Origin of the sequence: Micromonospora sp. NPDC002717 (assembly GCF_040295705.1) — a bacterium.
Lineage (GTDB): Bacteria > Actinomycetota > Actinomycetes > Mycobacteriales > Micromonosporaceae > Micromonospora.
Genome location: NZ_JBEOVW010000021.1, coordinates 93,587 through 117,256, shown reverse-complemented (window position 1 = coordinate 117,256; position 23,670 = coordinate 93,587). Strand labels below are relative to the sequence as shown.

The window sequence follows — 23,670 nt, the reverse complement described above, 5'->3', positions numbered from 1 at the left end:
AACGCCAGCCGGGGCGCGTCGTAGCCAGCGTCGGCCACGACCAGGATGTCCAGGTCGCCGGGCCGCCACTGGCCGGCCGCGACCAGCCGCTGCACAATGTCTCGTATCTGCCCCGCCGTGACTGCCGCCGCGTCATCACCCGGCGCCAACCGCACCGCGTCCAACGGCGCGGTCCACGAGCTACGGCCCGACTCCAGGGCCACCACCATCGAGTAAGGCCAACCCGGGACCATGATGGTCTGGTCCTTGCCCCGACCGTAGGTGTGACACAGGACCCGCTGTGGCGAGGTGTGCGCGTCCGGACGCAACCAGCAGGTGATGTCCACCGCCAGCACGACCCGGCCGTCAGCCGCTCGTGGCAGCGGCACCCGGCCAGGGCGGTACGCAGCCGGTCGATGTCCAGCCGCCCACACGCGAGGGCGTCGTACAACGCGCCGTGACCGCGGCGGTGCTCACCCACCAGCGACAACTCCACCAACGACCGCACCGGCCCATCAGCGCACAACACCGCGTCGGCCAGCTCGAACAACGCATCCGCCCGCGCAGTCAAGCAGCCATAGAACTCCCGCCGGAACCTGCCCAGCTCCCCGACGCCACCAACCAGATAAGGATCATGCACACTAATCACCGAGACAGCCCTTGGTTATTGATCATCTTCCCTCGACAAGAAGAATGATCAACCAAGGGCTGTCCCCATGATCAGTCGGGGTCACCGACCAACCGCCGCAGGTTAAAGATCAAGCTAAGGCGTGTTTCGTAAGCCAGGCTGACGGCATCGAGGTCACGGCGTGGCGGTGATCGATAACTGAAGAGGTCTCCGGTATCTGGTTCTGCGACCAAGCAAGAACCTCATACCGGAGACCTCGTGCCCAGCGTAGCGGTGACGAGGCGGCATGACCTGACCGACAGGCAGTGGGCTGTTCTGGCTCCGCTGCTGCCTGCCGCGCCGACGACGGGTCGTCCGCCGAAGTGGGAGAAACGACAGCTCATCGACGGGATCCGGTGGCGGATCCGGGTCGGTGCCCCGTGGCGGGACGTCCCGGCCGAGTACGCGCCCTGGCCCACCGTCTACGGCCTGTTCCGCCGCTGGCAGCGTGACGGGACCTGGGACAAGATCCTGTCCGCGTTGCAGGCGGCCGGCGACGCGCAGGGCCGGATCGGCTGGACGGTGAGCGTGGACTCGATGACCAGCCGCGCCCACCAGCACGCCGCCGGCGCCCGCACGGACGGGCATCTGCAGAAGGAACCACCCGGCGGCGTGCACGACGAGCCGGCCGACCACGCGCTGGGTCGATCGAGGGACGGGCCGACCACCAAACTCATCTGGCCTGCGAGCAGGGGCAGAAAGTCCTCTCCCTGATCGTGACCGCCGGGCACCGTGGTGACAGCCCGCAGTTCATCCCCGTCCTGCGCCGCATCCGCGTGACCCGTCTGGGCGTCGGCCGGCCCCGCACCCGCCCCGACCTGGTCCTGGCAGACAAGGCCTACACCAGCCGCGGCAACCGCAGCCATCTCCTGCATCCCCCGCAAGACAGACCAGGACGCCCACCGCATGGCCAAAGGCTCCAAGGGCGGCCGCCCACCCACGTTCGACAAGGACCTCTACCGGCTACGCCACGCCGTCGAACGGCATCAACAGGCTCAAACGCCATCGTGGCGTCGCCACCCGCTACGACAAGCTGGCGGTCCGTTTCCAAGCCGTCCTGACCATCACCATCATCACCGAGTGGCTCTGACCGGCTTATGAAACTTAGGACGCTTGGCGTTCGCTTGGTTTCCGAGATCCTGACCCGTTGAGCCAGGTCGGCGGTCACCGTTGGCGGGGATCAATTCGATCGGCATCTTGACGGGTGGGGCGGGATGTGACGTAGTTGATCGAGCGGCTCGGATCGATATCGGCCGGCCAGCTACGGTCTGTGACGTCTAGGAGGATTCCCCGTGTCTTTGTCCCGCCGCCAGTTCCTGTCCCGATCGGCCGGAGCCGGTCTCGCCGTGGCCGTGGCCGGTTCGGTCGATGCCCTGTTCACCGCGGCACCCGCGCTGGGGGTGTCCGGCCCGGAGGTCGGGTACGGTCCGCTCGTGCCTGACCCGGCCGGCATGCTCGACCTGCCGGTGGGCTTCCGCTATACGGTGCTGTCGCGCGAAGGCACTGCCCGGCCGGACGGTGGTATTGTGCCGAGCCGGTTCGACGGTATGGGTTCCTTCGCCGACGAGGCGCGTGGCACTCGCCTGGTGCGCAACCATGAGTGCTCCCCGACCGCGAAGATCAAGGTGGTGGCTCCGCCGGAGCGTACGTACGACCCGGCCGCCGGGGGCGGGACCAGCACGCTCGCCGTCGACGCGTCGAACCGCGCCGTCTCCGAGCACGTCAGCCTGGGCGGCACGGCCATCAACTGTTCCGGCGGCCGGACGCCGTGGCACACCTGGCTGACCTGCGAGGAGACCGAGGACAAGGCCGGTGTCCGCGGGTACACGAAGGACCACGGGTTCATCTTCGAGGTCGACCCGTACGACGATGCCCGCAACACCGATCCGACACCGCTGACCGCGATGGGCCGGTTCCAGCACGAGGCGGTGGCGGTCGACCCGCACACCGGCATCGTCTATGAGACCGAGGACGCGTTCGTGGCGCCGCTGGGCAGCTTCTATCGCTTCCTGCCGAACCGGCCGCTCGGCGGTCACGGGAGCCTGCGGGCAGGTGGCCTGCTGCAGGCTCTGCACGTCCCGGACCTGCCCGACCTGTCGGTGGTGACCGAGGCGGGCACCTCCTTCTCCGGCGTCGAGTGGCTTGACGTGCCGGACCCGCTGGCGACGACGGAATCGGTCCGTGCCCAGGACTACGGCAGGCCGATCACCGGTGGGTACAAGATCGAGGGCGCCTGGTGGGGGGAGAAGGACGGCTGCGCCTATTTCGTCTCGTCGTTCGCCCGGCGCGAGCTGGGCTCGGCCCGCGACCACGACGGCCAGGTCTGGCGGTACGACCCCCGAGCCAACACGTTGCGCCTGGAGACCATCTTCACCCGTCCGACGCCGGCGCCGGAGAACCCGGAGTTCGACGCCCCGGACAACATCTGCATGTCGCCGTACGGGGGCCTGATGATGTGCGAGGACGGGATCGGGGACCAGCACATCCTTGGTACGACCGCCGACGGCGAGGTGTTCGTCTTCGCGCGTAACCGGGTCAACGTCGGCACCGCCGGGGACCCGGAGTACGGCGAGTTTGCCGGCGCGACGTTCTCCGCCGACGGCCGGACCATGTTCTTCAACGTCTACAACCCGGGCATCACGTACGCCGTCACCGGCCCGTGGAACCGCCGCCAGGTTTGACCATGCAGCCGCCCGGCGGGGCTCCCCGGTCCACGATGATCGGGGAGCCCCACCACGCCTGGGGCTCGGGGCGTCATCGGTGAGAACCGCAGGGCGGCGATCTTCCAGATGCGGCGATCGGTCTTCAGGGGATGACCGGCCGCAGCTCGACGACATGATTGAGCGGCTGGCCGCAGGCGCCGGGAGCGGCTGACACACTGGCGGCGATTTCGACAGCTCTTTCGAGGGTCTCGCAGTCGACCAGCCAGTAGCAGGTCACGGCGTCACCGTCCGCCCTGCCGGCGTCGTCGATGGCGACGTCTCCGCCAGCGGCGCGGACGACGCGTGCCTGCGGGGCGAGTGCCAGCTCGTGCGTGGAGACCAACTCGCCGGTGCTCCCCAGTGTCCGGTTGAGGTCGCGCATGTACCGGAAGTGTGCTTCGAGATCCTCGGGTCGCCAGGCGACAGCTCCGGTGGCGTCGGTGGTCACGACGCTGAACCGACTTAGCAGGACAAACCTCATGTTCTACTCCCTGGCTCCCGAGAGACGCTGGTGGCGCTTTCCACGAGGGGTCGAAACGGGTCGCCTCGACATGCCTCGCCACATTGGCCGACCCGCCCGGAGAGCCGCCCGGAGCCTGGCCGTGCGCCGCCAGCGGGCCGCCTTTGCTAGGCCGTCCTCGCGACGCGTCCTCTTTGCAGCGCGTGGCCGGGGTCGAGCCCTTCCGTGGTGTCCTCGAGGGCAGGCCCATCAGGCGCCGCCCCGTCGGACGTGTCGCCGCCAGCCTTGGCCGCGAGCAGGTCCAACAGTGCGGTCCGGTACCCGTCCCGGAGACCGTCGGGATCGAGGTGATCCGTCATCGAGTCGATGAGCGAGATGGTCATGGCCAGCTCCGCGGGCCGCACCGCAGTCGTTTCGCGAAGGAAGGGGAAGTCCGGTTTGCGGAGCTCGTCAGGCCAGAGCATGGTCTGAAGGACGAGCATGTCGTCCCGTTCTCGGATGGTGGCCAGTCTCTCGACCTGGCGTAGCGCGACCTTCGCGATCGCCACCCGACGGCTGTTCCTCAGAGCGTTGCGCAGGAGGGCGTACGGCGTGACGGCGATGTCCTCCGGCTCCAGGTAGTAGGTCCGGTTGTAGAGGACGGGGTCGATTTCCTCGATGTGGACGAACTTCAGCACCTCGATGGTGCGTACCGTCGGCAGCGGCAGTTCGGCCAACTCGTCGTCGGTGACGACGACCAGGCGCCCGTCGTCGAACTCGTACCCCTTGGCGATGTCCCGGTAGGGGACCTCGGTCTCGCAGTCGTCACAGAACCGACGGAGCGTGATCCGGCCGCCGTCGTCCCGGTGCACCTGCCGGAACCGGACCGACTTTTCCTCCGTCGCGGCGTACAACCTGACGGTGATCGAGACGAGGCCGAAGGAGACCGCGCCTTTCCACATTGCCCGCATCCGCGCTCCCGGTTGATCGCTTCTCGTGCCCTTGGGATCAGCGTGGCACCGTCGTGTGCTCGCCTCTTCCTCCTGCGTGCGGTGCAGGTGACGTCTGCGCACGCAGCAAGGTGCGGCGGTGCGGGCGGCTGGTGACGATCAGGCTGGACCGCCCACAGCCGGCATCGAGCGGCTCGGTTGCGGATCCACACGACGTGGAGGTGGGCGTATGGGCGGCGGAGCAGGTGGCGGGATGGCCAAGCATGTACCGGTCAACCAGGTGCTGCGTGAGTACTTGCTCGCGTCGATGACACCACCCGACCCGGTCGTGAACAGCCTCGTCGCCGCGACCGAAGCGCTCGGGGAGGCCGCCGGGATGATGGTGCCAGTGGAACAGGCCAGCCTGTTGACCCTGTTGGCGCGGATATCCGGTGCCCGGACGGTGGTCGATGTCGGCACCTTCACCGGACTTTCCGCTCTGGCGTTCGCCCGGGGCCTGCCGCCCGGGGGTCGGGTGATCACCTGTGACAACAGTGATCGCTGGCTCGATCTCGCCCGTGCCCACTGGACGCGGGCGGGGGTTGCCGACCTCATCGACTTCAGGCTCGGGCCGGCCGCGCGGACCCTGCGTTCGCTGCCGGGGGAGCGCTGCGTCGACATCGTCTTCGTCGACGCGGACAAGGCGAACTACCCGACCTACTACGACCTCGCGGTGCCGCTGCTGCGTCCGGGTGGCTTGCTGCTGCTGGACAACGTGCTCCTTGACGGCTTCGTGACGGCGCCTGATTTGGCCGCCGAGCCTTTGCAGCGGAGGTGCGCCGCCGTGATGCGTGAGGTTAATGCCGCCGTCGCGGCCGATGACCGGCTGGAGGCGGTCATGTTGCCGCTGGCCGACGGGCTCACCGTCGCTCGGAGACGCTGAAGAGGTACGAGCGAGGGGCACCCACCGAATGGCGGGCGCCCCTCGGGCGTTCAGAGGGTCGCGGGAAGGTTGAACGTGGGGAAGACCTCCGGCGGGAACGCCGTGATCTCGGCGATCATGCCGTCCTCGATCCTGAAGACGTTGAGGACCTGCGGACGGTAGACCGCATCACCCGGACGACGCACGTAGCCGGCGACGGCCGGTTGCATGTTCGCGTGGGCCGGTAGCGCCCGCCACTCCCCGAAGTAGGCCGGGGACGCCGGGTCGAACTGGGCGAGGAGACCGGCGACGAAGGTGTCGCGGCCGACGATCCAGAACGGGTCCGGCGGCATCGTCACCCGCACGTCCTCGCGTACGAGCTTCGCGAAGTTCTCCGCGTCGGCTTTCTCGAGCGCCTCGATGCATCGCTGCATGAGGGCCCGCTCAGCCTCGGCCGGATCGGTGGCGGGGCCCCAGTCGATCGGCCTCGGGGGCAGGCGGTCCTTCAGCGTCGCCCGCGCCCGCTGCAACGCGCTGTTGGCGGAGGCGACGCTGATGTCGAGCATCGTGGCGGCTTCGTTGGCGGACCAGCCGAGGACGTCGCGCAGAATCAACACCGCCCGTTGCTGGGGCGGTAGGTGCTGGATCGCCACGAGGAACGCCAGCTCGATGGTCTCCCGCGCCATGATCTGCGAATCCGGCTGGGAGTCGGGCGGGGCAACCGGCTCGAGCAGGTGGTCCGGGAAGGGCTGGAGCCAGGGCACCTCGTCCGTCGGGGGTGGCGGTGTGGACGGCCCCGCCCCGAGCGCCGGCTGGCGGTGCGCCACCGGCATGCGCGCGTTGCGCCGCAGGAAGTCGAGGCAGGCGTTGGTCGCGATCCTGTACAGCCAGGACCGGGCGGTGGACCGCCCCTCGAACGTCTCACGCTTGCGCCACGCCCGCAGGTACGTCTCCTGGACCAGGTCTTCCGCATCCTCGAAGGACCCCAGCATCCGGTAGCAGTGGACCTGCAACTCGCGTCGATGCCCCTCGACGAGCGCCGAAAAGCCCTCGTCGTCGATGGTGATGGCAGTCGCGGGCTCGGCGTCGGGTTGCGACGCATTCGTGTCAACGGTCGCCATCTATCCCTCTTTCATCCACTGGTAGCGCAAATATGCATCTCCCACTATACCGATCGCGGACTGTCCTACCAGGCCGGCGACACGGGGCGCGACCGGGCTGCTCCGAATCGTCGTCCCCCCGCAACACCGAAGGTGTGCCCCCGGGATCTTCGATGCGAGGGTGGTGGCGACCGGGCGGAGACGACGACACAGAAGCGAGGAGCGATGGGCTCGACGACACCCAACACCGACGACATCGGCCGGATGTACGACGAGACCGCGGCGCTGTCGCAGATCTTCATCGACGGCCAGGAACACCTGCCGTACTGGTATGACGACCACGACGACACGCCGGTGGTCGAGGCCGCCAGGCGGATCACCCGGAAGGTGGGGGCGGCGATCGGACTGCGCCCGGGAGAGCACGTCCTCGACGCCGGTTGTGGCGTCGGCGCCCCGGCGGTGCAGCTGGCCGAGGAGCACGGCGTACGGGTCACCGGCATCACCATCAGCTCCGTGCAGGCCGCCGAGGCCCGGCGGCGCGCCGAGCGCAGCGCCGCGGCCACCCGGATCGTGTTCGCCCACGGGGACTACAACCACCTGGACTACCCGGACGGCACGTTCGACGCGGTCATCGCCGTGGAGTCGCTCATGCACGCCGACGACCTGGCGGCCCCGCTCGCGGAGTTCCGCCGTGTCCTGCGGCCCGGTGGCCGGTTGGCCATCGCCGACTGCACCCGCGAGGCGCCAGCCGGGTCGGAGCGCGCCGCCCGGTTCACGGCGGCCTTCCAGGTCGGTCAGCTGCTGTCGGTGCCGGAATGGATCTCGCGCCTGCGGACGTCGGGGTTCGACGTCCAGGAATACACCCAGTGCGGCCCGCGGGTGTACGGCATGGGGCTGCGCTACCTGGACCGTGCGAACGAGCTGCACGATGAGCTCGCCTCGCGGTTCGGCGAGGAGATGGTGGGTGAGCTGAAGCAGTCGTACCGGGACTACTTCGCCTACGGCGCCGACATCGGCTACGCGATCATCGCCGCGCGGAGGCCGTATCTCTGACCCGCTGGGTGCCGTCCCGGGCGTGTGGCGTTCTGCGCCGCGCGCCCGGTTCGCTGTTCGGCCCGGTCCGGGTGGACCGCCGAGCCCTTCCTCCTGGCCGATGGCGGCTGTCCTTTTGGTGGAGCCGCTATCAGCCGTAAGGACAGCAATTGCCCTTGTGTGAATGCTCGCTTGCGAAACCGATGAGTTGTCCGGCGCCGCTGCGTCATAAGGGATGTGGCTGGCGCGCCAGACGATCGACGGCACGAACGTGTCGTGGCTCCGCTCATCCCCGGAAGGTGCCGCAGCGGTGCCCTCGTCGGCTGGCGCGCTTGACACGCGACTCGGACCACGTGTTCGACGTGCGTGTCGTGCCACGCCTTCATCCGCATCGAAACATGCCAAGGAGCGATCATGTCTGACAACGCGCAGCAGATGCCCCCGCCGCCGCAGCCCGACCCGGCCCTCCGGCGCCTCGACTACCTCGTGGGCACGTGGAAGCTCAGCGGCAAGACCGAGGCCGGCCCGATGGGCCCGCCTGCGGAGCTGTCCGGCACGGAGACCTTCGAGTGGCTGGAGGGTGGATTCTTCCTCGTCCACCGCTGGAACTGCGCGATGGACCTGGGACCGGCGGGCAAGGTGCCCGACGTCGGGTACGAGTTCTTCGACTACGACCCGGAGACCCAGAAGTTCCGGACGCACTACTTCAGCAGCTTCGGACCGTACAACGCCGAGCAGAGCCACTACATCGGCGACTTCGAGGACGACAAGCTCGTCCTGGTCGGCCCGGCGAAGTACATTCGCAAGCTCAACGAGGACGGCACCATCAGCTACGACTGCGACTTCCCGCTGCCCGACGGTAACTGGGTTCCGTTCATGCACGCCACCCTGACCAAGGTGTCCTGAACACGGACCGACGTGGCGGGCACCGCGCGATCAGCCACACCCCAGAGCGATCGCGCGGTGCCCGCCGGGCGTGGGGCGCCGGGCCCACCACGCCAGGGTTACGCCGGCCCGGCCGGCGGGGGCGACCGATCCGTGCGGATCGGCCGCCAGGCATCACCGCGGCACCGATGTGATCAGTCCGCCGTCGACGAGCAGTTCCTGACCGGTGATGTACGCAGACCGGTCGGACAGCAGAAACACCACGGCTTCCGCGACGTCGTCAGGCCGTCCCAACCGGCCCAGGGGCACCTGGCTCCGGGCGGACTCCCTGGCCTCCTCCGTCACCGCGATGCCGAGGAACATGTCGGTCACGATGTAGCCGGGGCTCACCGCGTTGATCCGGACACCCCGGGCCCCCAGGTCGGCGGCGAGCGACCGCGCGAGGTTCACCACGGCCGCCTTGCCCGCCGCGTACAACGGCGTCGTCGCCAGCCCCCGGTGCACCAGCCAGCTCCCGTTCACCACCACCGCCCCACCGTCGACCAACAGCGGAAGTGCCTTCTGGACGGTGTAGAAGACGCCCCGGACGTTGGTGCCCATGAGGTCGTCGTACTCCTCGTCGGTCACCGCCGCGCTCGGATTGAACCGCGCGACGCCGGCGTTGCAGAACACCCCGTGGAGACGGCCGAACCGATGCTCCACCACGGTCATCAGCCGGTCGAGATCCCGCCCCTTGGCGACGTCGGCCGGAACGGCCAGCACCCGGTCGGACGCGCCGAGCGCCTCGACGGCACCCTGTAGACGGGCGCTGCTCCGACCTGAGATCACCACCTGTGCGCCGACCTCCAGCAGCCTGCGTGCCGTGGCCAGGCCGATGCCGCTGCCTCCCCCGGTGACCAGTACCGTCCTGCCGTCGAAATCCGCCATGAGCACAGCGTGGCAGCGCCCGCCTGCCCCGGGCACCTTCGTCCGTGCGCCGCCACCGTCGGGTCGAGGCCGCCGGGGGAGACGGGCCGGGCGTGCCCGCACGGCCGGAGATGCGGGCCCGAGGCAGGTGTTGCGAGGGTCGGTTCCGGACACGTCGGTCCGCGCCGTGCGTCGCATCGACCGGCCCACCGTCGCAAGGCCGCAGTCAGCTCGTACGGCTCCGACGTGGCTGCGCCGAGGCGCACCGGGACACGACGCCATCAAGGAGACCCCATGACATCTGGTCCGCGACCCGCCACCCCACGCGCCGCCGGGCGCGGCACGCTGCGATCGGTCGGTGTCACCTACGACACGGGTACGAACTTCGCCACCGGACAGGGAGAGCTGTCCCGGCTCGTGTGGAGCCGGGACCGGATGGAGCAGGAGATCGGCGCGATCCGCCGGCAGTTGAGCTGCAATTCGGTGACCGTCTACGGCAGCGACCTGGGGCGGCTGACCGCCACGGCCCGGGCCGCCGCCGACGTCGGACTCCACGTGTGGTTCCAGCCCCGCCTCGTCGACCGGCCCCAGCAGGAGATCATCGACCACCTGGTCGAGGCGGCACGCCTGGCCGAGCAGTTGAGACGGGACGGGGTGCGGATCAGCTTCTCCATCGGATGCGTACACCTGGTCTTCACCCCGGGCCTCGTCCCCGGCGACCGGTACCACGAGCGAATGGCCAACATCTTCGCCGAGGCCGACCACCAGGTCCTCGCTCCTACCGGCACGGTCGACCTGGACAGCGCCAACACGCGCCTCAACCAGTTTCTCGACCGGGCTGTCCGGTCAGTGCGGCCCGTCTTCGCTGGCGAGGTGAGCTACGCGGCGGCGCCGTTCGAGGACGTCGACTGGCGACTGTTCGACACGGTCAGGCTGATGCACTTCTACACCCTCGCGTACCCGACCAGCGACGACGATCACGTCCGTGAGCTCGAGCGCTATCACCGGTGGGGCAAGCCGGTGATGATCGCGGAGTTCGGTACCGCCACCCATCCCCGCGCCGGCGAGATGGCTTTCCTCTCGTTCGACGTCGTCGACCGCCGCGGACCCGTGCACACGGTCGACGAGGGTGTGCTGCGCGACGAGCACGCCCAGGCGGCGTTCCATCACCGGATGCTCGAGGTGTTCCGACGGGCTGGCATGGACGGCGTCGCGGTGAGCGAGTTCATCCACCCGACGCACCCGCACTCCGCGGACCACCGGCTGGACCTCGATGCGGCCAGCATGGCGTTGGTCAAGACCATCCGGGACGATTACCACGATCCGGCGTCGCCCTACCGGTGGGAGCCCAAGGAATCCTTCCGCCAACTCGCGGCGCACTACGCGCTGCTCCGGCGGGACGAGCCCGATCACCTCCCCCGATAGTTCCCCGGCGGGCACCTCCGCCACCCGGCGCAGCGCGTCGGGTGGCGGACCGCTGCCCGGGAGAGGATCCGGGACGCACGAGACGCCGGTTCGTGACAGGTGGCTGTCACGAACCGGCGTCGTCGGTGCCGCTCGGAACACGGCGTGCGACGTGACGGGCCCTACCAGGTCACCGGCAGGGTCGTGAGCCGCTCCATGGGGCCGGTGACGCTGGTGCGGATCTCGCTTGCCGGCACCGCGAGCCGCAGATGGGGAACTCGCCGCGTCAGCGTACGGAATGCGAGCTCCAGCTCGATGCGAGCGAGGTTCTGCCCGATGCACTGGTGGGCGCCGAAGCCGAAACCGAGGTGGTGCCGCGGCGACCGGGTCACGTCGAGTTGCTCCGGAGTCGACACCAACGCGGTCGAGAAGTTCGCCGCCGCCGCACCGATCAGGAGGCCCTCACCGGCCTTGATGTGGTAGCCGGAGATCTCGATGTCCTCGAGTGCCACCCGGGATATCGCCTCGATGAGGGAGACGTAGCGCATGATCTCCTCCACCGCCCCGGGAGCGAGATCCGGATCGTCGCGCAGCTTGGCGAACTGGTCCGGGTGTTCGAGCAGCGCCAGCGTCCCGAGCGAGATGACGTTTGCGGTGGTGTCCTGCCCCGCGATGAGCATGAGCATCGCGTAGCGGACCAGTTCCTCTCGAGAGAGCGAGCCCTCACGTACCGCGCCGGCGATCAGGTCGTCGAGCAGACCTGTGCCCGGGTTGGTCTCCTTTTTGCGGATGAGTTGCCCGAAGTAGTCGCTGAGCGCGGTCATCGCGTCCGCGGCCTGCTCGGGGTCGGTGTCGAAGAGGCTCCGGGCGGGCCCCTCGAAGGCATCGCGATCCTCGTAGGGGACGCCGAGCAGCACGCAGACCGCCATGGACGGCACCGGCAGCGCGAACGTGGCGACCAGGTCCGCCGGCGGGCCGGCGGCCAGCATCGCATCGATGCGCTGATCGACGATGTCCTGGATGGCGGGGCGGAGAGCGTTCATTCGACGTACCGAGAAGCTCGGAATCAGCATGGTGCGCTGCCGGGTGTGCAGCGGCGGGTCGACGCCGATCAGGACGTCCGTGTAGCCGGTGTTCTCCAGCTCGGCCATCTCCGCGCTCAGGGCGGGAAAGCCGTCGAGGCGGGGGTTGATCGAGACGCGCCGGTCCGCGAGCAGCGCCCGTGCCTCCGGGTAGCCGGTGATCAGCCATGCCTCGCGTCCGTCGTAGAGCCGTACCCGCGACAGCGGTCCCTTGCTGCGGAGGTCGGCGTAGCCCTGCGACGGTCGGTAGGGGCACTGCCGTCCGATGGGAAAGGCGGGTGCTTCTGCTGGGATCGACATGCGTCCTCCTCGTGGTCGGAACTCGATCGGGCCGCGACCACGTGGTGTCCGTTCTGCCGGTGTGAGGGCGCTGGACCGGGCCCGCTGCGGCACGGGGCGCGGGAGAGGCCCCCGCTCCCATGCCGCGGCCGGGCCCGGCCTGCCCGCGTGACCGGGGCCGGCGCGGCCGGCTGGACCCGGATGGGCGCCGGCGTTGTCCGCTCCGGCACGGCGGCGGTGACGCCAGTCGACGATGTGCCACGGGCGACCCGCCGACGTCACCACACGCGCATGGTCACGTGCGCCGATGTCGTGTCCAGCCTGCCCGCAGGACCGGCGGGTGTCTTCTCGTCACGTGCGGCGCTGTGCGGCTGCGGGAAGGACCGGGCAGCATGGACGGCGCCGCGCGGTGCCGGCCCGCCGAGGCTGCCGCCCTGCCGTGGTGCGCCACTCGCTCCGCGCGATCCGGCGCCCGGAGTTTCCCGTCGATCGGAAGCGGTGGGGCGTCCACACCGCCACGTGCCGGAATTCGAAGTCCGTGGGGTTTATCCGGGTGGCGTCGATCGACCGTTCTGGTTGGCAAAAAGAGGTGATCGTCCATCGCCACGGTTGGCTGCCTCCTGTAGGCTCCATGCATTGTGCATATGGCGGTATATGTGCACAGCACCCGTGTCGCGGAACTGTTCAGGAAACTGAAGGATGGGTTGTCATGGATTCTGCTGTCTCGCAAGCCGCCGTAACTCCGGCCGGAAGTCGCAGCGTACGGTGGCGTGATCGTGCGCTCGGTGTGCTGCTGGCCGTTCTGGCCGCCGTGCTCATCTGGGTCGTGGCGGCTCCTGTCGCCGGCGTCGACCTGGAGGCCACGCTGGCCGAGGGTGAGCCGCCCATGAAGATCGGTTTGGGGGCGGTGATCGTGTCGTCGCTGCTCACCTCCCTGATCGGCTGGGGGCTCCTCGCGCTCCTGGAGCGGGTCACCCGGCACGGCCTGCGCATCTGGGTGATCGTGGCGGCGGTCTTCACTCTGCTCTCCCTGGCCGGGCCGACCGCCGCGGACAGCGGCGGCGCCATGGTCGCCCTCGCGTTGATGCACGTCGCCGTCGGTGCTGTTCTCATCGCGGCGATGGTCCGCAGCGCCCGACGCTGACGCCTTGGCGGCGGTCGGGCTGGGTGGCCAGCCGTGGCCGCTGGGGAAGCGGGCTACGGCCGGGGCCGCAGTCGTCGGATGGAACGCCTCCCACAGTCGACGGTCATGAACGCGAGACGGTCGTGCCTGCGCCGGTGGCGCAGGCACGACCTGGGAGGGCGGCGGTTGATCAGCTCAGGGCCAGGGCCCGCTCGTAGACGGTGGAGACCGACTCGGTGGCCAGCTGCTCCGTCGGCTCGACGGACCAGATCAGCAGGTCACCGTCAGCGGCCAGGGTGAGCTGGGCCTCGCACTCGGTGGTCGGGAGGGTCTCGTCGTTGAGTCCGGTGAACGACGGCAGGATCGTCGTGAGGGTGGAGGCGAAGGTGCGGGCGCCGTCCAGCGGCAGGGCCTTGTGCTCGGCGTAGGAGATGCTGCCCTTCAGCGGCTCACCCTTGCCGGTCTCCAGCAGGATGGTGCCGGCGCTGCAGGTGCGCAGCACCTCGGTCACCTTGTCGATCGCGGCCTCGGCGCCGCCGGGGATCTGGAACACGGCGGTCATGTAGTACCGCTGGAGGCTGTCCGGCGCGGCCTCCGTCGATCGCTCGCCCGACTGCATGTAGCCCTCGACCCCGCTGAGGTCGCCAAGGGCATCGGTCATGTTCAGGCAGCCCTTGGGCTCGGACGTGAGACCAGGACCGGACTCGAACTGACCGGTCGCCACTGCCTCCTTGATGGTGATGGTGGGCTGGATGGACGCCGACTTCGCGTCCAGACCGTCGGCGGGTGCCAGGAGCTGCCGGAGCTCCGACGATTCGAAGTGCATCGGGGCCGCCGCGGTGTCGCCGGACTCGGCGCTGGCCGCCCCGTTCCCCGCCAGGAACAGCGTGGTGAGGGCCGCCATCGCCACTGCGGCGAGTGCGACGACGGTACGCTTCTTGCGCATGTCTTCTCCATTTTTTCGGGTTACGTTGACCGGTGACCGCTGAACAGCGGAATTCACCCGAGGCGTTCGGCCGCCCTCCCGATTCTCTCGCCTCTCCACCAGTATGTGGTTCGTCCGGACCGTTTTCCCCTCCCGTATTGCTCACCGGTTAGGGGGTGTGGAGTTCGCGATTCGTGTCGGATTAGTTATTGATTCAGGAGCGTAATCAAGGCGGGGCACAAGGGGTGGCATTCCCTCGCGGCGAACCGGTCTCGGGGCCGTCACCACGCCGGCGGCGTGCCTGTCGCAGGGGGGCGTGACAGGAGAAGGTCGTGGAGCGCCTCGGCGAACTCGTACGGGTGGGTGACATGCCCGAGGTGGCCGCCGGGAAGGTCGACCATCCCGACCTCCAGCAGCCGCGCCAGCTCCTTGTTGGGGCGGTAGGCGTACTGCTCCCGGGAGGTGGTGCCGCCGGCCAGCACCAGCTTGTCGCGGTGTCGGCGCAGCGCCCCCAGGTCGGGCTGGAAGGCGGGGAAGCTGCGGGTCTCGTGCTCGAACCAGAACACCTCGTTGCGGCGGAGCCTGGTGAGCAGTTCCTCGAGTTGCTGCGGCGGAAGCCGGGCGTCCTCGGGTGGCCGGGTCTCACCTTCCAGGCCGACGTGGTCCCGGAAAACCGCCTTGGCGGCGGCGACGCCGGACTCCCGGTAGGTGACGTACAGGCTCTCGTAAAAACTCAACCAGCGCGCGGCATCCGGCAGAACCGACGCCAGGGGTGGCTCGTGGGCGACCAGGGTGCGCAGGCGGTTTGGGCGCGTCTGCAGCAGGGCCAGTGCCACGATGCCGCCTGAGCAGGTACCAAACACGTCGGCGGGCTCGTCGGACACGTGGTCGAGCAGCGCAACCGCATCCTGCGCGTCGACGAGAACCCGTCGATCATCCGCCACCGCGTCGAAGACCGGGCTTCGGGAGAAGCCGCGCCGGTCGTAGGTGATGACCGTGCGGTGAGCGGCGAGGGAGTCGGCCAGTGGCCCGAACGGGGTGGCGTCCCCGTTCCCGGTGGGAATGCACAGCAGCGGTGGTCCGTCGCCACGGAGCTCGAAATAGAGGGTGGCGCCGGGAACGTCGATGGTGCCCCGTCGTGGTGGGCGCATGTGAACCTCCTGGGAGGAGTGCTGGGACGCCGACGCAGCTCGTGGCCCTGGCTGGCGCCGGGCGGTCGCATGCCTCCCCAGGCCGACCGGAGCGTGCCGAAGCGTCGACACCTGGTCGGCCCGGCCGCTGCTCGGCAGTGGCTGCGGGCTCGGCGGAGCGGGCCCGCCGACGGCGTCGGTCCGGCCGTCGGCCGCCAGTCGACGGTAGGTCCGGCAGTGCGGCTGGACATCTTCATGAATGCGTGGAGGTCGTGGCGCGCCAGCGTCCGCTGCCCACCGCGGCCAACGGGCTCAGGATCGGGACACCGCCGATGCGACAATGTCCAGGTGCCGCGCACATCGACAGCGTTTCGCAGTTTCCGGTCGAATGGCGTCATGCTTTGCGCCAGCGCCCGGAAGCGGCGTGGAACGGTTCCGAGGCGCCTAAAAAAGCTGTTCCGGGTCACGCGGAACGTGACCCGGAACAGCGTTGGTGCGGCTTGCGATTACTTGAACGAAATTGCCGCGCCGGCGCCCTCGCCGAGGTCGTTGAACATGCCGATGCCGCACGGCACGGCCTTGCAGTCAACGGTGCCCCACGGGATGTTCTCCGGGCCCAGCGTGCCCTGGTAGACCTGCCGGACCGTCAGCTTGGTGCTCAGGTTGCCCGAGCTGGACGAGCTGACGTGAATGGTCTCGGCGCCGTTGCACGGAAGGGTTTCGCCGATGATCGCGCACTGGCCGATGTGGTACACGGTGCTCGGCCGGAGGCCGGTGGCGGCAATGGTCACCGCCGTCCCGTCGACCAGGTTGCTCGACGGCGTGATGGTGACCCTGGCGGTGGCGGCGGAGACGCCGTCCTTCGGGGCGGCAGCCGCCGGCGCCGAGGCGGCAACGGTGAGACCGAGGGCCGCCACGGCGCTGAGGCCGAGGGCGGACAGGGCGGTACGGTTCCAGTTCCTGACGGTCACGCGAAACTCCAATTCGTGGATGTCGGGCACACTTCTGGCAGGACCGGTCGTTTTGCACCCGAGGGAACGGGTAGGTGATGCGACGCGACGGGACGAACAGTGCACCCGTGTCATGGCGTATTGACGACCGCCGAGCCGCATCATGAGCGCTCTAACAGTTATGACGACGGGCCGGCCGGCGATTGATCGGTCTGCGGCCAGAAATTTGTGCGGCCGTCTCGCCGCCGAGGCCGGGGGCGGCGGGACCAGGGTGCGACCGGCGGGCCCACGGCAGGCCGCGCGAGGCTCCGGCCCTACGCAGCCCGCGTCAGGAGCAGCCGCAGCGCCTTCTTGTCCGGTTTCCCGAGCGGGGTGTGCGGCAGGTCGTCCAGGACGACCAGACGCTCCGGCACCTTGAACGTCGCGAGCCCCCGCTCCGTCAGCGCCGCGGCCACCCGGTCCAGGGTCAGCTCACGTCCCGGATGCAGGCGGACGACGAGGCAGACCCGTTCCCCGACGACGGCGTCGGGCACCGACACGGCCGCAGCCTCGGCGACATCCGGGATGTCCTGCGCCAGCGTCTCGATCTCGGCGGCGGAGATCTTCTCACCTGCCCGGTTGATCACGTCCTTCACCCGGCCGCAGACCACAAGGTTGCCTCGCGGGGTGATGCGCACGAGGTCACCGGTGCGGTACCAGCCGTCGGGCGTGTAGGAGACGGCGTTCTGCTCGGGCGCCCGGTAGTAGCCGCGCGGGGTGTACGGGCCTCGGACGAGCAGCTCCCCAACCGCACCGGGCGGCACGGGCCGGCCCGTCATGGGGTGGACCACGAGCAACTCGTCGAACGGGCTGAGCGGGCGCCCCTGCGTCGTGTTCGCGACGGAGCGGGGCGCGTCGACCGGGGTGTAGCAGACCAGACCCTCCGCCATCCCGTAGACCTGTTGCAGCTCGCAGCCGAGGGCCGGGCCGATGGCGCCGGCGACCTCCGGCGAGAGCATCGACCCGCCGACGTGGATGTGCCGCAGGCTGGACAGGTCACGACCGCTGCCGTCCACGGCCTCCATCCATCTGATCGCCACCGCCGGCACCACCGACGTCGCGGTGACCCCTTCCGCCTCGATGGCGGCGAACGCCTGCTCGGGGCGGGGCGACGGCAGCATGACGACCCGCCCGCCGCGGTGCAGGGTCCCCAGCACTCCGGGGTTCGCCAACGGGAAGTTGTGCCCGACCGGCAGCACCGCCAGGTACACCGTCTGGCGGCTGAACCGGCAGACATCGGCGCACCGCCGGATGTTGTACTCGTAGTCGTCGTGCGTGCGGGCGATGACTTTCGGTACTGCGGTGGTGCCACCGGAGAGCAGGAAGAGCGCCACGTCGGCCGCGGACGGGGCCAGGCCGTCCAGCCGCCGGCGCCGCGCCTCGACGTCACCGCCGCAGCGCATGAGGGACCGTACGTCGACGCTGTGCGGTCGGACGTCGGCGCCGACCACGAGGACGGCCGCGCCGTCCGGCAGGCCGGCTGCCACCTGGTGTGCCAGGGCCTGGTGGTCGTAGCCGCGCCAGGTGTCCGGTACGACCAGTGCCCGAGCCTCGACGTGTTCGGCGATCGCGGTGAGCTCGTGCGCTCGGTGCTGCGGGAGCATCATCACGGGCACCACCCCCGCTCGGAAGCAGGCGAGGGTGACGACGACGAACTCCCAGCAGTTCGGCAGCTGCACCAGGACGCTGTCGCCGCGGCGGAGCCCGTGCTCGATCAGCTGCTCGGCCAGGCCGTCGCTCAGCACAGCGAGTTCCCGGTACGTCAGCCGCCGGTCGCCGTCGACCACGGCCACGTGGTCGCCCCACGCGTCCGCCCAGTCCCACAGATACGCCCCGAGTGGGCGGCCCCGCCAGCAGTCGGCCGTCCGGTACGCGTAGGCGAGATCCTCCGGCCAGGGTACGGTGCCCTCGTCGATCACGGCTTGACTCCTTCCGTAGGGGCGGCCGTCGGCCCCAGCCGGGCGGCCAGGTACGTGGCGATGGCGTCCACGGTGGGTTGGTCCCAGAGCAGGGTCGCGGGCAGCGCGAGCCGGAACTCCCGTTCCAGCGCGTACCGGATCCGTGTGGTCATCACCGAGTCCAGGCCCATCTCCGACAGGGGGCGGTGAGGGTCGACGTCGAGGACCGGCAGCCGGGTCTCGTCGGCGACCTGTTCGCTGATCCGCAGGGACAGGTGCGCGTGCAGCGCGGCGTCGTCCAGGCCGGTCCACGATGGAGCCGTCGGATCGGCCGCCTCTCCGGCGGAGGAGGCGGTCGTCAGCTCGTCGAGCAGGGGTGGGCGCCGCCCGGCCGGGGAGCCCGGCAGAACGCGGAACACGGCCGCCTCGCCGAGGCCGTACCGCTCCACGAGTTCCCAGGAGGCGAACGCCTCGGCCGCACTGATGTCCGCGGTGCCCCGGGCGGCCAGTTCGGCGTCGATCACCTCCGAGGAGGTGGACATGCCGAGCCCGCGCCAGGACGTCCAGGCGATGCTTCGCGTTCCGCTGTCGCCCGCTGCGCGCCGGTGTCGCGCGAGACCGTCGAGGAAGGCGTTGCCCGCGGCGTAGCTGGCCTGCCCGGGCAGGCCGAGGAGTTGACCCGCCGAGGAGAAGAGCACGAAGAAGTCCACGCTGCCGGGCGGGAAGATGTCATGCAGGGCCAGCGCCCCCGCGACCTTCGGCCGTAGCACGTGACGCAGTGACGCCTCGTCGAGTGCGCCGACCGTGCGGTTGTCGATCACCCCTGCGGCGTGCACGACGCCGCGGACGGGAGGCAGCCCGAGCGCGGCCGGCCGCAGCAGTCGCGCGGCGGCGTGCCGGTCGGCGATGTCGACCGGCACCACGGCGACCGTGACACCGGAACGCTCGAGTGCCCGGATGGTCTCGACCGCTGCCCGCTGCCCGGGGTCGGTCAGGTCGTCCCACGCGTCACGCTCGGGCAGAACACGGCGACCGGCCAGCACGATGCGGCGCGCGCCACGCGTCGCCAGCCAGGACGCCACCTGCAGGCCGAGGGTCCCCAGCCCGCCGGTGACCAGGTACGTGCCGTCCGGCCGGCAGATCGCCGGTGAGGCGTCGGCGGCGCCCTCACCGGCACGCAGGCGTGGCACCGAGACGATCCCGTCCCGGATGACGATGACGTCTTCGCCGTGGCTGTCCCCGATGATCTCCACGAGCGTCGACAGGTCCCCTGGCGACGCGCCGACGTCGACGACGCCGCCCCAGAGCTCCGGATGCTCGCCACCGACGATCCTGCCCAGACCCCAGAGAGCAGCGTGGCCGAGAGCCCCGCTGTCCGTGCAGCCGACCACGCCCTGGGTCAGGCACCAGAGGCGTGCGGGCCGTGCCGACCCGGCCCCCGCCAGCCGCTGTGCGGTCCGGGTGAGCAGCCAGGTGTTCTCGTCGACCGACCCGGCCACGTCGTCGGGGCGCGTGCGGGCGGGCACGACGAGGACCGCCGTACCGTCGGTCAGGTCCGTGCCGGCGAGGTGGTCCGGGTCGGAGATGTGCCGCCACGGTATGCCCGTGTCCTTCAGGCGTGCGGCCAGTCCGTCGCTCAGCGATGTGCCCGGGCCGACCAGGACCACCGCCCCCGGGCGGTGCCCGACCAGCCGGGGTGCGGACCGCCAGATGGTCTGGTGCACCAGACCCTTCGGGGTGTCGCCCTGGTGCACATCGAGGTCGAGCACCCCGTACCGCAGGCCGGTCAGCCGGCCGACCGTCTCGCCGTACGAGTTGACGATCTCCACCTCGACGACGTCGTCGGCCGCTGTGCGCACGACGATCCGCGCCTGGGCGACCGCCGCCGGCGAGAGCGTGACCCGGTGGATGTGCGCGGGCATCCGGAGGATGGCCGGCCCGGGAAAGACCACCGACGCGATCGACAGCGCAGCGTCGAGCATCGGCGCCCACCCGCGCGGCGCCCCCTCACCGTTCTCGACATCGACGTCCGCGACCATGCCGTCCACGGTTCGGCCGATGCGACGGACGACCCAGCGGAAACCCATGGCGGCGACACCGAGCGAAGCCAGCCGGTCGACGACGAAGTCGTCCGGCAACGCCTCGACCACCGTGGTGGGGTGGCTGTCACCGGCGGGTAGGTCCAGGTGTGTGTCGATGGTGGCTGCGGTGTGCGTAACCCAGCCCTCGTCCTCGTCGTCGGCGCCGTCAGCGAGGATCCGCGAGCTGAGGCGGAGCGTTTCGCCCTGACGGACCACCTGGACCTCCCGCGGCCGGGTCACGCTGACCGGTACCCGGAGGGCGAGGTCTGCCAGGTCGACCCAGCCCCGATCCGTTGCGGCGGAGAAGAAGGTGTTGAGCAGCACCGCGGCGGGGACGATCTCCACCTCCCGCACGGGATGGTCCCCCGGGTACGGACGGGAGCCGTGGTCGAGGCGGGTTGACCAGAACTCGGTCCTCTCGGCCCCACGCACCACCGTGCGCCCACCGAGCAGCGTGTGGCTGCGCGGGTCGTGCCGCCTCGTCACCCCGGGCGTCGGTGCCGGCTCCGGTGCCCAGTGCCGCCTGCGCTGCCACGCCTGGGTCGGCAGGTCGGCGAGGTCACCAACGGACCACAGGGCTGACCAGTCAACGGCCGCGCCGTGGCAGTACAGCTCGCCCAGGCTCGTCAGCAGGGCCTCACGTGCCGGCCGGCCCCGGCGCAGCGAGTACGCCACCCGGCCGTCGTCGATCCCGAGGCTGTCCAGGGCTTCGCTGATCGAGTGTGCGACGACGGGGTGCGCGGAGATCTCCAGGAAGAGCCGGTGACCGTCCTCGGCTGCGGCGGCGACGGCCTGCGCGAAGCGCACCGAGCCGCGCAGGTTCGCCGCCCAGTAGGCGCCGTCCCGCGCGGCGGTCGAGCGGGGGTCGGAGAGGGCCGTCGTGTAGGTCGGGATCAGTGGCGCCGCAGGTGGAAGGTCGGTGGCGGCGGCCTCCAGCGGGTCCAGGAGCGGATCCATGTGCGGACTGTGGAACGCCACATCCGACTGGATCGGCCGGACCGTCACCCCGTCTGCGAGCCACCGCTGGGCGACGTCGGCGATGCCCGCGACGTCACCGGACAGCACCGACCATTCGGGGGACGCGGCGATCGCGACGACCACGTCGTCCCGTTCGCCCAGCCGGCGTACCGCCTCGTCGAATCCGACGTTCACCATGACCATGGCGCCGGCCCCGGCGACCTCCCGCAGGAGCAGCGAGCGGCGGCAGACCAGGCGCGCGCCCTGCTCCAGGGTGAGCATGCCGGCGGTGACCGCGGCGGCGATCTCCCCCACGGAGTGACCTATGACGGCGGCGGGACGCAGTCCCATCGCCCGCCACGTCGCCGCCAGCGCGACCTGGACGGCGAAGATCATTGGCTGGATCACGTCCACCGGTTGCGGACGGTCGTCGAGGAGAACGGACCGTGGCGAGAGACCCAGCTCCGCCCTGAACACCGGGTCGAGTTGGTCGAGCACGTCGGCGAACGGGGCGTCGTCGATCAGGTCGCGGGCCATGCCGGTCCACTGTGAGCCGTGTCCCGAGAACACCCAGACGACGCCACGGTCACCGCCGGCCGGTGCCGCGCCGGTCACGCAGCCCCGGCCGGTGGACGCGTACTCCCGCAGTGCCTCGACCAGGCCGGTCCGGTCGGTGGCGACCACGGCGGCGCGATGGGTGAGATGGCTGCGTCCGAGCGCGAGGGTGTGGCCGACGTCCGTGGCGGTCAGGGCCGGGTCATCCGTGAGTCGCCTGGCGAGCCGGTCGGCGTTCTGCCGGAGGGCAGCAGGGCTGGCCCCCGACAACGGGTGGAGGAGGGGACGGGGTGACTCGCCGTCGCCGTCGCCGTCGCCGTCGCGGCGGACCGACGTATCGGCTCCGTCGATGATGAGGTGGGCGATGGTGCCGCCGTAGCCGTACCCGGAGACCGCTGCGCGCCGCGGCGTGTCCGCCTGCGGCCACGGCGTCGGCTCCGTCACCACCCGGAGTCCCGAGGTCTCCCAGGCGACGGCGGGGTTGGGGCGGTGGAGGTGAAGACTCGGTGGCAGCTCGCCGTGCCGGAGGGCGAGTACCGTCTTGATGACGCCGGCGACGCCGGCACCCGCCTCCAGGTGACCGATGTTCGGCTTGACCGAGCCGATCAGCAGCGGGCGGTCCGGCGGCCTGCCGGCCCCGAACACCGACGCCAGCGCACCCGCCTCCAGGGGGTCGCCCACCGGTGTTCCTGTGCCGTGCGCCTCGACGTACTGGACCGTCCGCGGATCTATGCCGGCGTCCCGGCAGGCGCGACGCATCAACTGCTCCTGTGCGTGCCCGTTCGGCGCCATGATGCCGTTGGTCCGGCCGTCCTGCTGGACCGCGCTGCCCCGGACGACGGCCAGGATCCGGTCGTTGTCCCGGCGGGCGTCGGCGAGCCGCTTGAGCACCACGACGCCACCGCCCTCGCCACGGCCGTAACCGTCCGCGTCCGCGTCGAAGGACTTGCAGCGCCCGTCCGGGGCGGTGGCGCCGGCGGCGTCCAGGACCAGGGTCAGGCCGGGCGCCGCCATCACCAGCACCCCGCCGGCCAGGGCGACGTCGCATTCCCCTGCCCGCAGGGCCTGTGCCGCCAGGTGGATGGCGACCAGGGACGAGGAGCACGCGGTGTCCACGGTCATGCTGGGACCGTGCAGGTCCAGCGCGTACGACACCCGGTTGGCGACGGCGCAGTAGGCCCCTCCGATCCCGGTCCACGCCTCGATGCGGGGGAGGTCCTCCAGCAGCCGCCGCCCGTAGTCGTCCGTGCCGACGCCCATGAACACGCCGGCGTCGGTGCCGGCGAGCCCCTTCGGCGGGATGCCCGCGTGCTCCAGGGCCTCCCACGCCAGTTCCAGCACGATGCGTTGCTGCGGATCCATCAGCGCCGCTTCCCGCGGTGTGATCTCGAAGAAGTCGGCGTCGAAGCCGGAGACGTCGGCCAGGAAGGATCCCCGCGTGGTCGCCGTCGCCAACGCTGCGGCGTGCTCCGGGCCCTGGCTGGCGTACCAGCTCCAGCGGTCGTCGGGGAGTTCCCCGACGGTGTCCCTGCCGTCACGCAACAACGCCCAGAACTCGTCGGGCGAACTGACGTCTCCGGCGAACCTGCAGGCCATGCCGACGATGGCGATGGGTTCGGTTGAGGTCATCAGAGTCGCGGCGTGGAAGCCCGGCCGTTCAGGGCCAGGAGGAAACGCCGCTCCCTC

16 protein-coding genes and 2 pseudogenes are annotated in these 23,670 nt (G+C 70.3%); 7 read left to right on the top strand and 11 right to left on the bottom strand.

Features of this window, described 5'->3' with window-relative positions; genetic code table 11:
- Positions 1-628, bottom strand: a pseudogene (locus ABT006_RS26190) (transposase); the annotation flags it as partial.
- A gap of 237 nt (positions 629-865) precedes the next feature.
- On the opposite strand from ABT006_RS26190, the pseudogene ABT006_RS26185 reads away from it, so the two are divergent.
- Both ABT006_RS26185 and ABT006_RS26180 read left to right on the top strand, forming a co-directional pair.
- Positions 866-1,736 (top strand): annotated as a pseudogene (locus ABT006_RS26185) (IS5 family transposase).
- Positions 1,737-1,938: 202 nt separating this feature from the next.
- Positions 1,939-3,327 carry an alkaline phosphatase PhoX gene (locus ABT006_RS26180; protein WP_350710538.1) on the top strand — a complete coding sequence of 463 codons (1,389 nt, stop codon included), beginning with the start codon at positions 1,939-1,941 and terminating at the stop codon, positions 3,325-3,327.
- 124 nt (positions 3,328-3,451) lie between these two features.
- Here ABT006_RS26180 and ABT006_RS26175 read toward each other — a convergent pair whose 3' ends face one another.
- Entirely contained in the window at positions 3,452-3,829 is a 378-nt protein-coding gene (locus ABT006_RS26175; RefSeq protein WP_350710536.1) for a YciI family protein, read from the bottom strand.
- Positions 3,830-3,975: 146 nt separating this feature from the next.
- Positions 3,976-4,758, bottom strand: a complete 783-nt coding sequence (ku, locus tag ABT006_RS26170; protein ID WP_350710534.1) for a non-homologous end joining protein Ku — start codon at positions 4,756-4,758, stop codon at positions 3,976-3,978.
- A gap of 232 nt (positions 4,759-4,990) precedes the next feature.
- On the opposite strand from ku, the gene ABT006_RS26165 reads away from it, so the two are divergent.
- Complete coding sequence (locus ABT006_RS26165) at positions 4,991-5,659, top strand: O-methyltransferase (RefSeq protein WP_350710532.1); 669 nt, start codon at positions 4,991-4,993, stop codon at positions 5,657-5,659.
- 50 nt (positions 5,660-5,709) lie between these two features.
- On the opposite strand, the gene ABT006_RS26160 is transcribed toward ABT006_RS26165, so the two are convergent.
- Positions 5,710-6,759 carry an RNA polymerase subunit sigma-70 gene (locus ABT006_RS26160; RefSeq protein ID WP_350710530.1) on the bottom strand — a complete coding sequence of 350 codons (1,050 nt, stop codon included), beginning with the start codon at positions 6,757-6,759 and terminating at the stop codon, positions 5,710-5,712.
- Between the two features lie 204 nt (positions 6,760-6,963).
- Between ABT006_RS26160 and ABT006_RS26155 the strand changes: the two genes are divergently transcribed.
- Positions 6,964-7,791 carry an SAM-dependent methyltransferase gene (locus ABT006_RS26155; protein ID WP_350710528.1) on the top strand — a complete coding sequence of 276 codons (828 nt, stop codon included), beginning with the start codon at positions 6,964-6,966 and terminating at the stop codon, positions 7,789-7,791.
- A 393-nt stretch (positions 7,792-8,184) separates the two neighbouring features.
- Positions 8,185-8,676, top strand: a complete 492-nt coding sequence (locus ABT006_RS26150) for a DUF1579 family protein (RefSeq protein ID WP_350710526.1) — start codon at positions 8,185-8,187, stop codon at positions 8,674-8,676.
- Between the two features lie 153 nt (positions 8,677-8,829).
- Here ABT006_RS26150 and ABT006_RS26145 read toward each other — a convergent pair whose 3' ends face one another.
- Positions 8,830-9,582, bottom strand: coding sequence for an SDR family NAD(P)-dependent oxidoreductase (locus tag ABT006_RS26145; RefSeq protein WP_350710525.1), 753 nt, complete (start codon positions 9,580-9,582; stop codon positions 8,830-8,832).
- 273 nt (positions 9,583-9,855) lie between these two features.
- Between ABT006_RS26145 and ABT006_RS26140 the strand changes: the two genes are divergently transcribed.
- Positions 9,856-10,986: an abortive infection protein gene (locus ABT006_RS26140; protein WP_350710523.1), complete on the top strand. Its 1,131-nt coding sequence runs from the start codon at positions 9,856-9,858 to the stop codon at positions 10,984-10,986.
- A 161-nt stretch (positions 10,987-11,147) separates the two neighbouring features.
- Here the strand turns inward: ABT006_RS26140 and ABT006_RS26135 are convergent, their stop codons facing one another.
- Complete coding sequence (locus ABT006_RS26135) at positions 11,148-12,347, bottom strand: cytochrome P450 (protein WP_502891023.1); 1,200 nt, start codon at positions 12,345-12,347, stop codon at positions 11,148-11,150.
- Between the two features lie 232 nt (positions 12,348-12,579).
- On the opposite strand from ABT006_RS26135, the gene ABT006_RS26130 reads away from it, so the two are divergent.
- On the top strand, positions 12,580-13,470 hold the full coding sequence (locus ABT006_RS26130; protein ID WP_350710521.1) for a DUF6069 family protein: 891 nt from the start codon (positions 12,580-12,582) through the stop codon (positions 13,468-13,470).
- 169 nt (positions 13,471-13,639) lie between these two features.
- On the opposite strand, the gene ABT006_RS26125 is transcribed toward ABT006_RS26130, so the two are convergent.
- The 5 genes from ABT006_RS26125 to ABT006_RS26105 form a co-directional block, all read right to left on the bottom strand.
- Complete coding sequence (locus tag ABT006_RS26125; RefSeq protein ID WP_350710519.1) at positions 13,640-14,395, bottom strand: hypothetical protein; 756 nt, start codon at positions 14,393-14,395, stop codon at positions 13,640-13,642.
- A gap of 260 nt (positions 14,396-14,655) precedes the next feature.
- Entirely contained in the window at positions 14,656-15,525 is an 870-nt protein-coding gene (locus tag ABT006_RS26120; RefSeq protein WP_350710517.1) for an alpha/beta fold hydrolase, read from the bottom strand.
- 485 nt (positions 15,526-16,010) lie between these two features.
- Positions 16,011-16,475 carry an enediyne antibiotic chromoprotein gene (locus ABT006_RS26115; RefSeq protein ID WP_350710515.1) on the bottom strand — a complete coding sequence of 155 codons (465 nt, stop codon included), beginning with the start codon at positions 16,473-16,475 and terminating at the stop codon, positions 16,011-16,013.
- 293 nt (positions 16,476-16,768) lie between these two features.
- On the bottom strand, positions 16,769-18,412 hold the full coding sequence (locus tag ABT006_RS26110; RefSeq protein ID WP_350710514.1) for a (2,3-dihydroxybenzoyl)adenylate synthase: 1,644 nt from the start codon (positions 18,410-18,412) through the stop codon (positions 16,769-16,771).
- Positions 18,409-23,613 (bottom strand): type I polyketide synthase, encoded by a 5,205-nt coding sequence (locus ABT006_RS26105; protein ID WP_350710512.1) that lies wholly within the window; start codon positions 23,611-23,613, stop codon positions 18,409-18,411. The genes ABT006_RS26110 and ABT006_RS26105 overlap by 4 nt, the downstream gene beginning before the upstream one ends.
- Between the last annotated feature and the right edge of the window lie 57 nt (positions 23,614-23,670).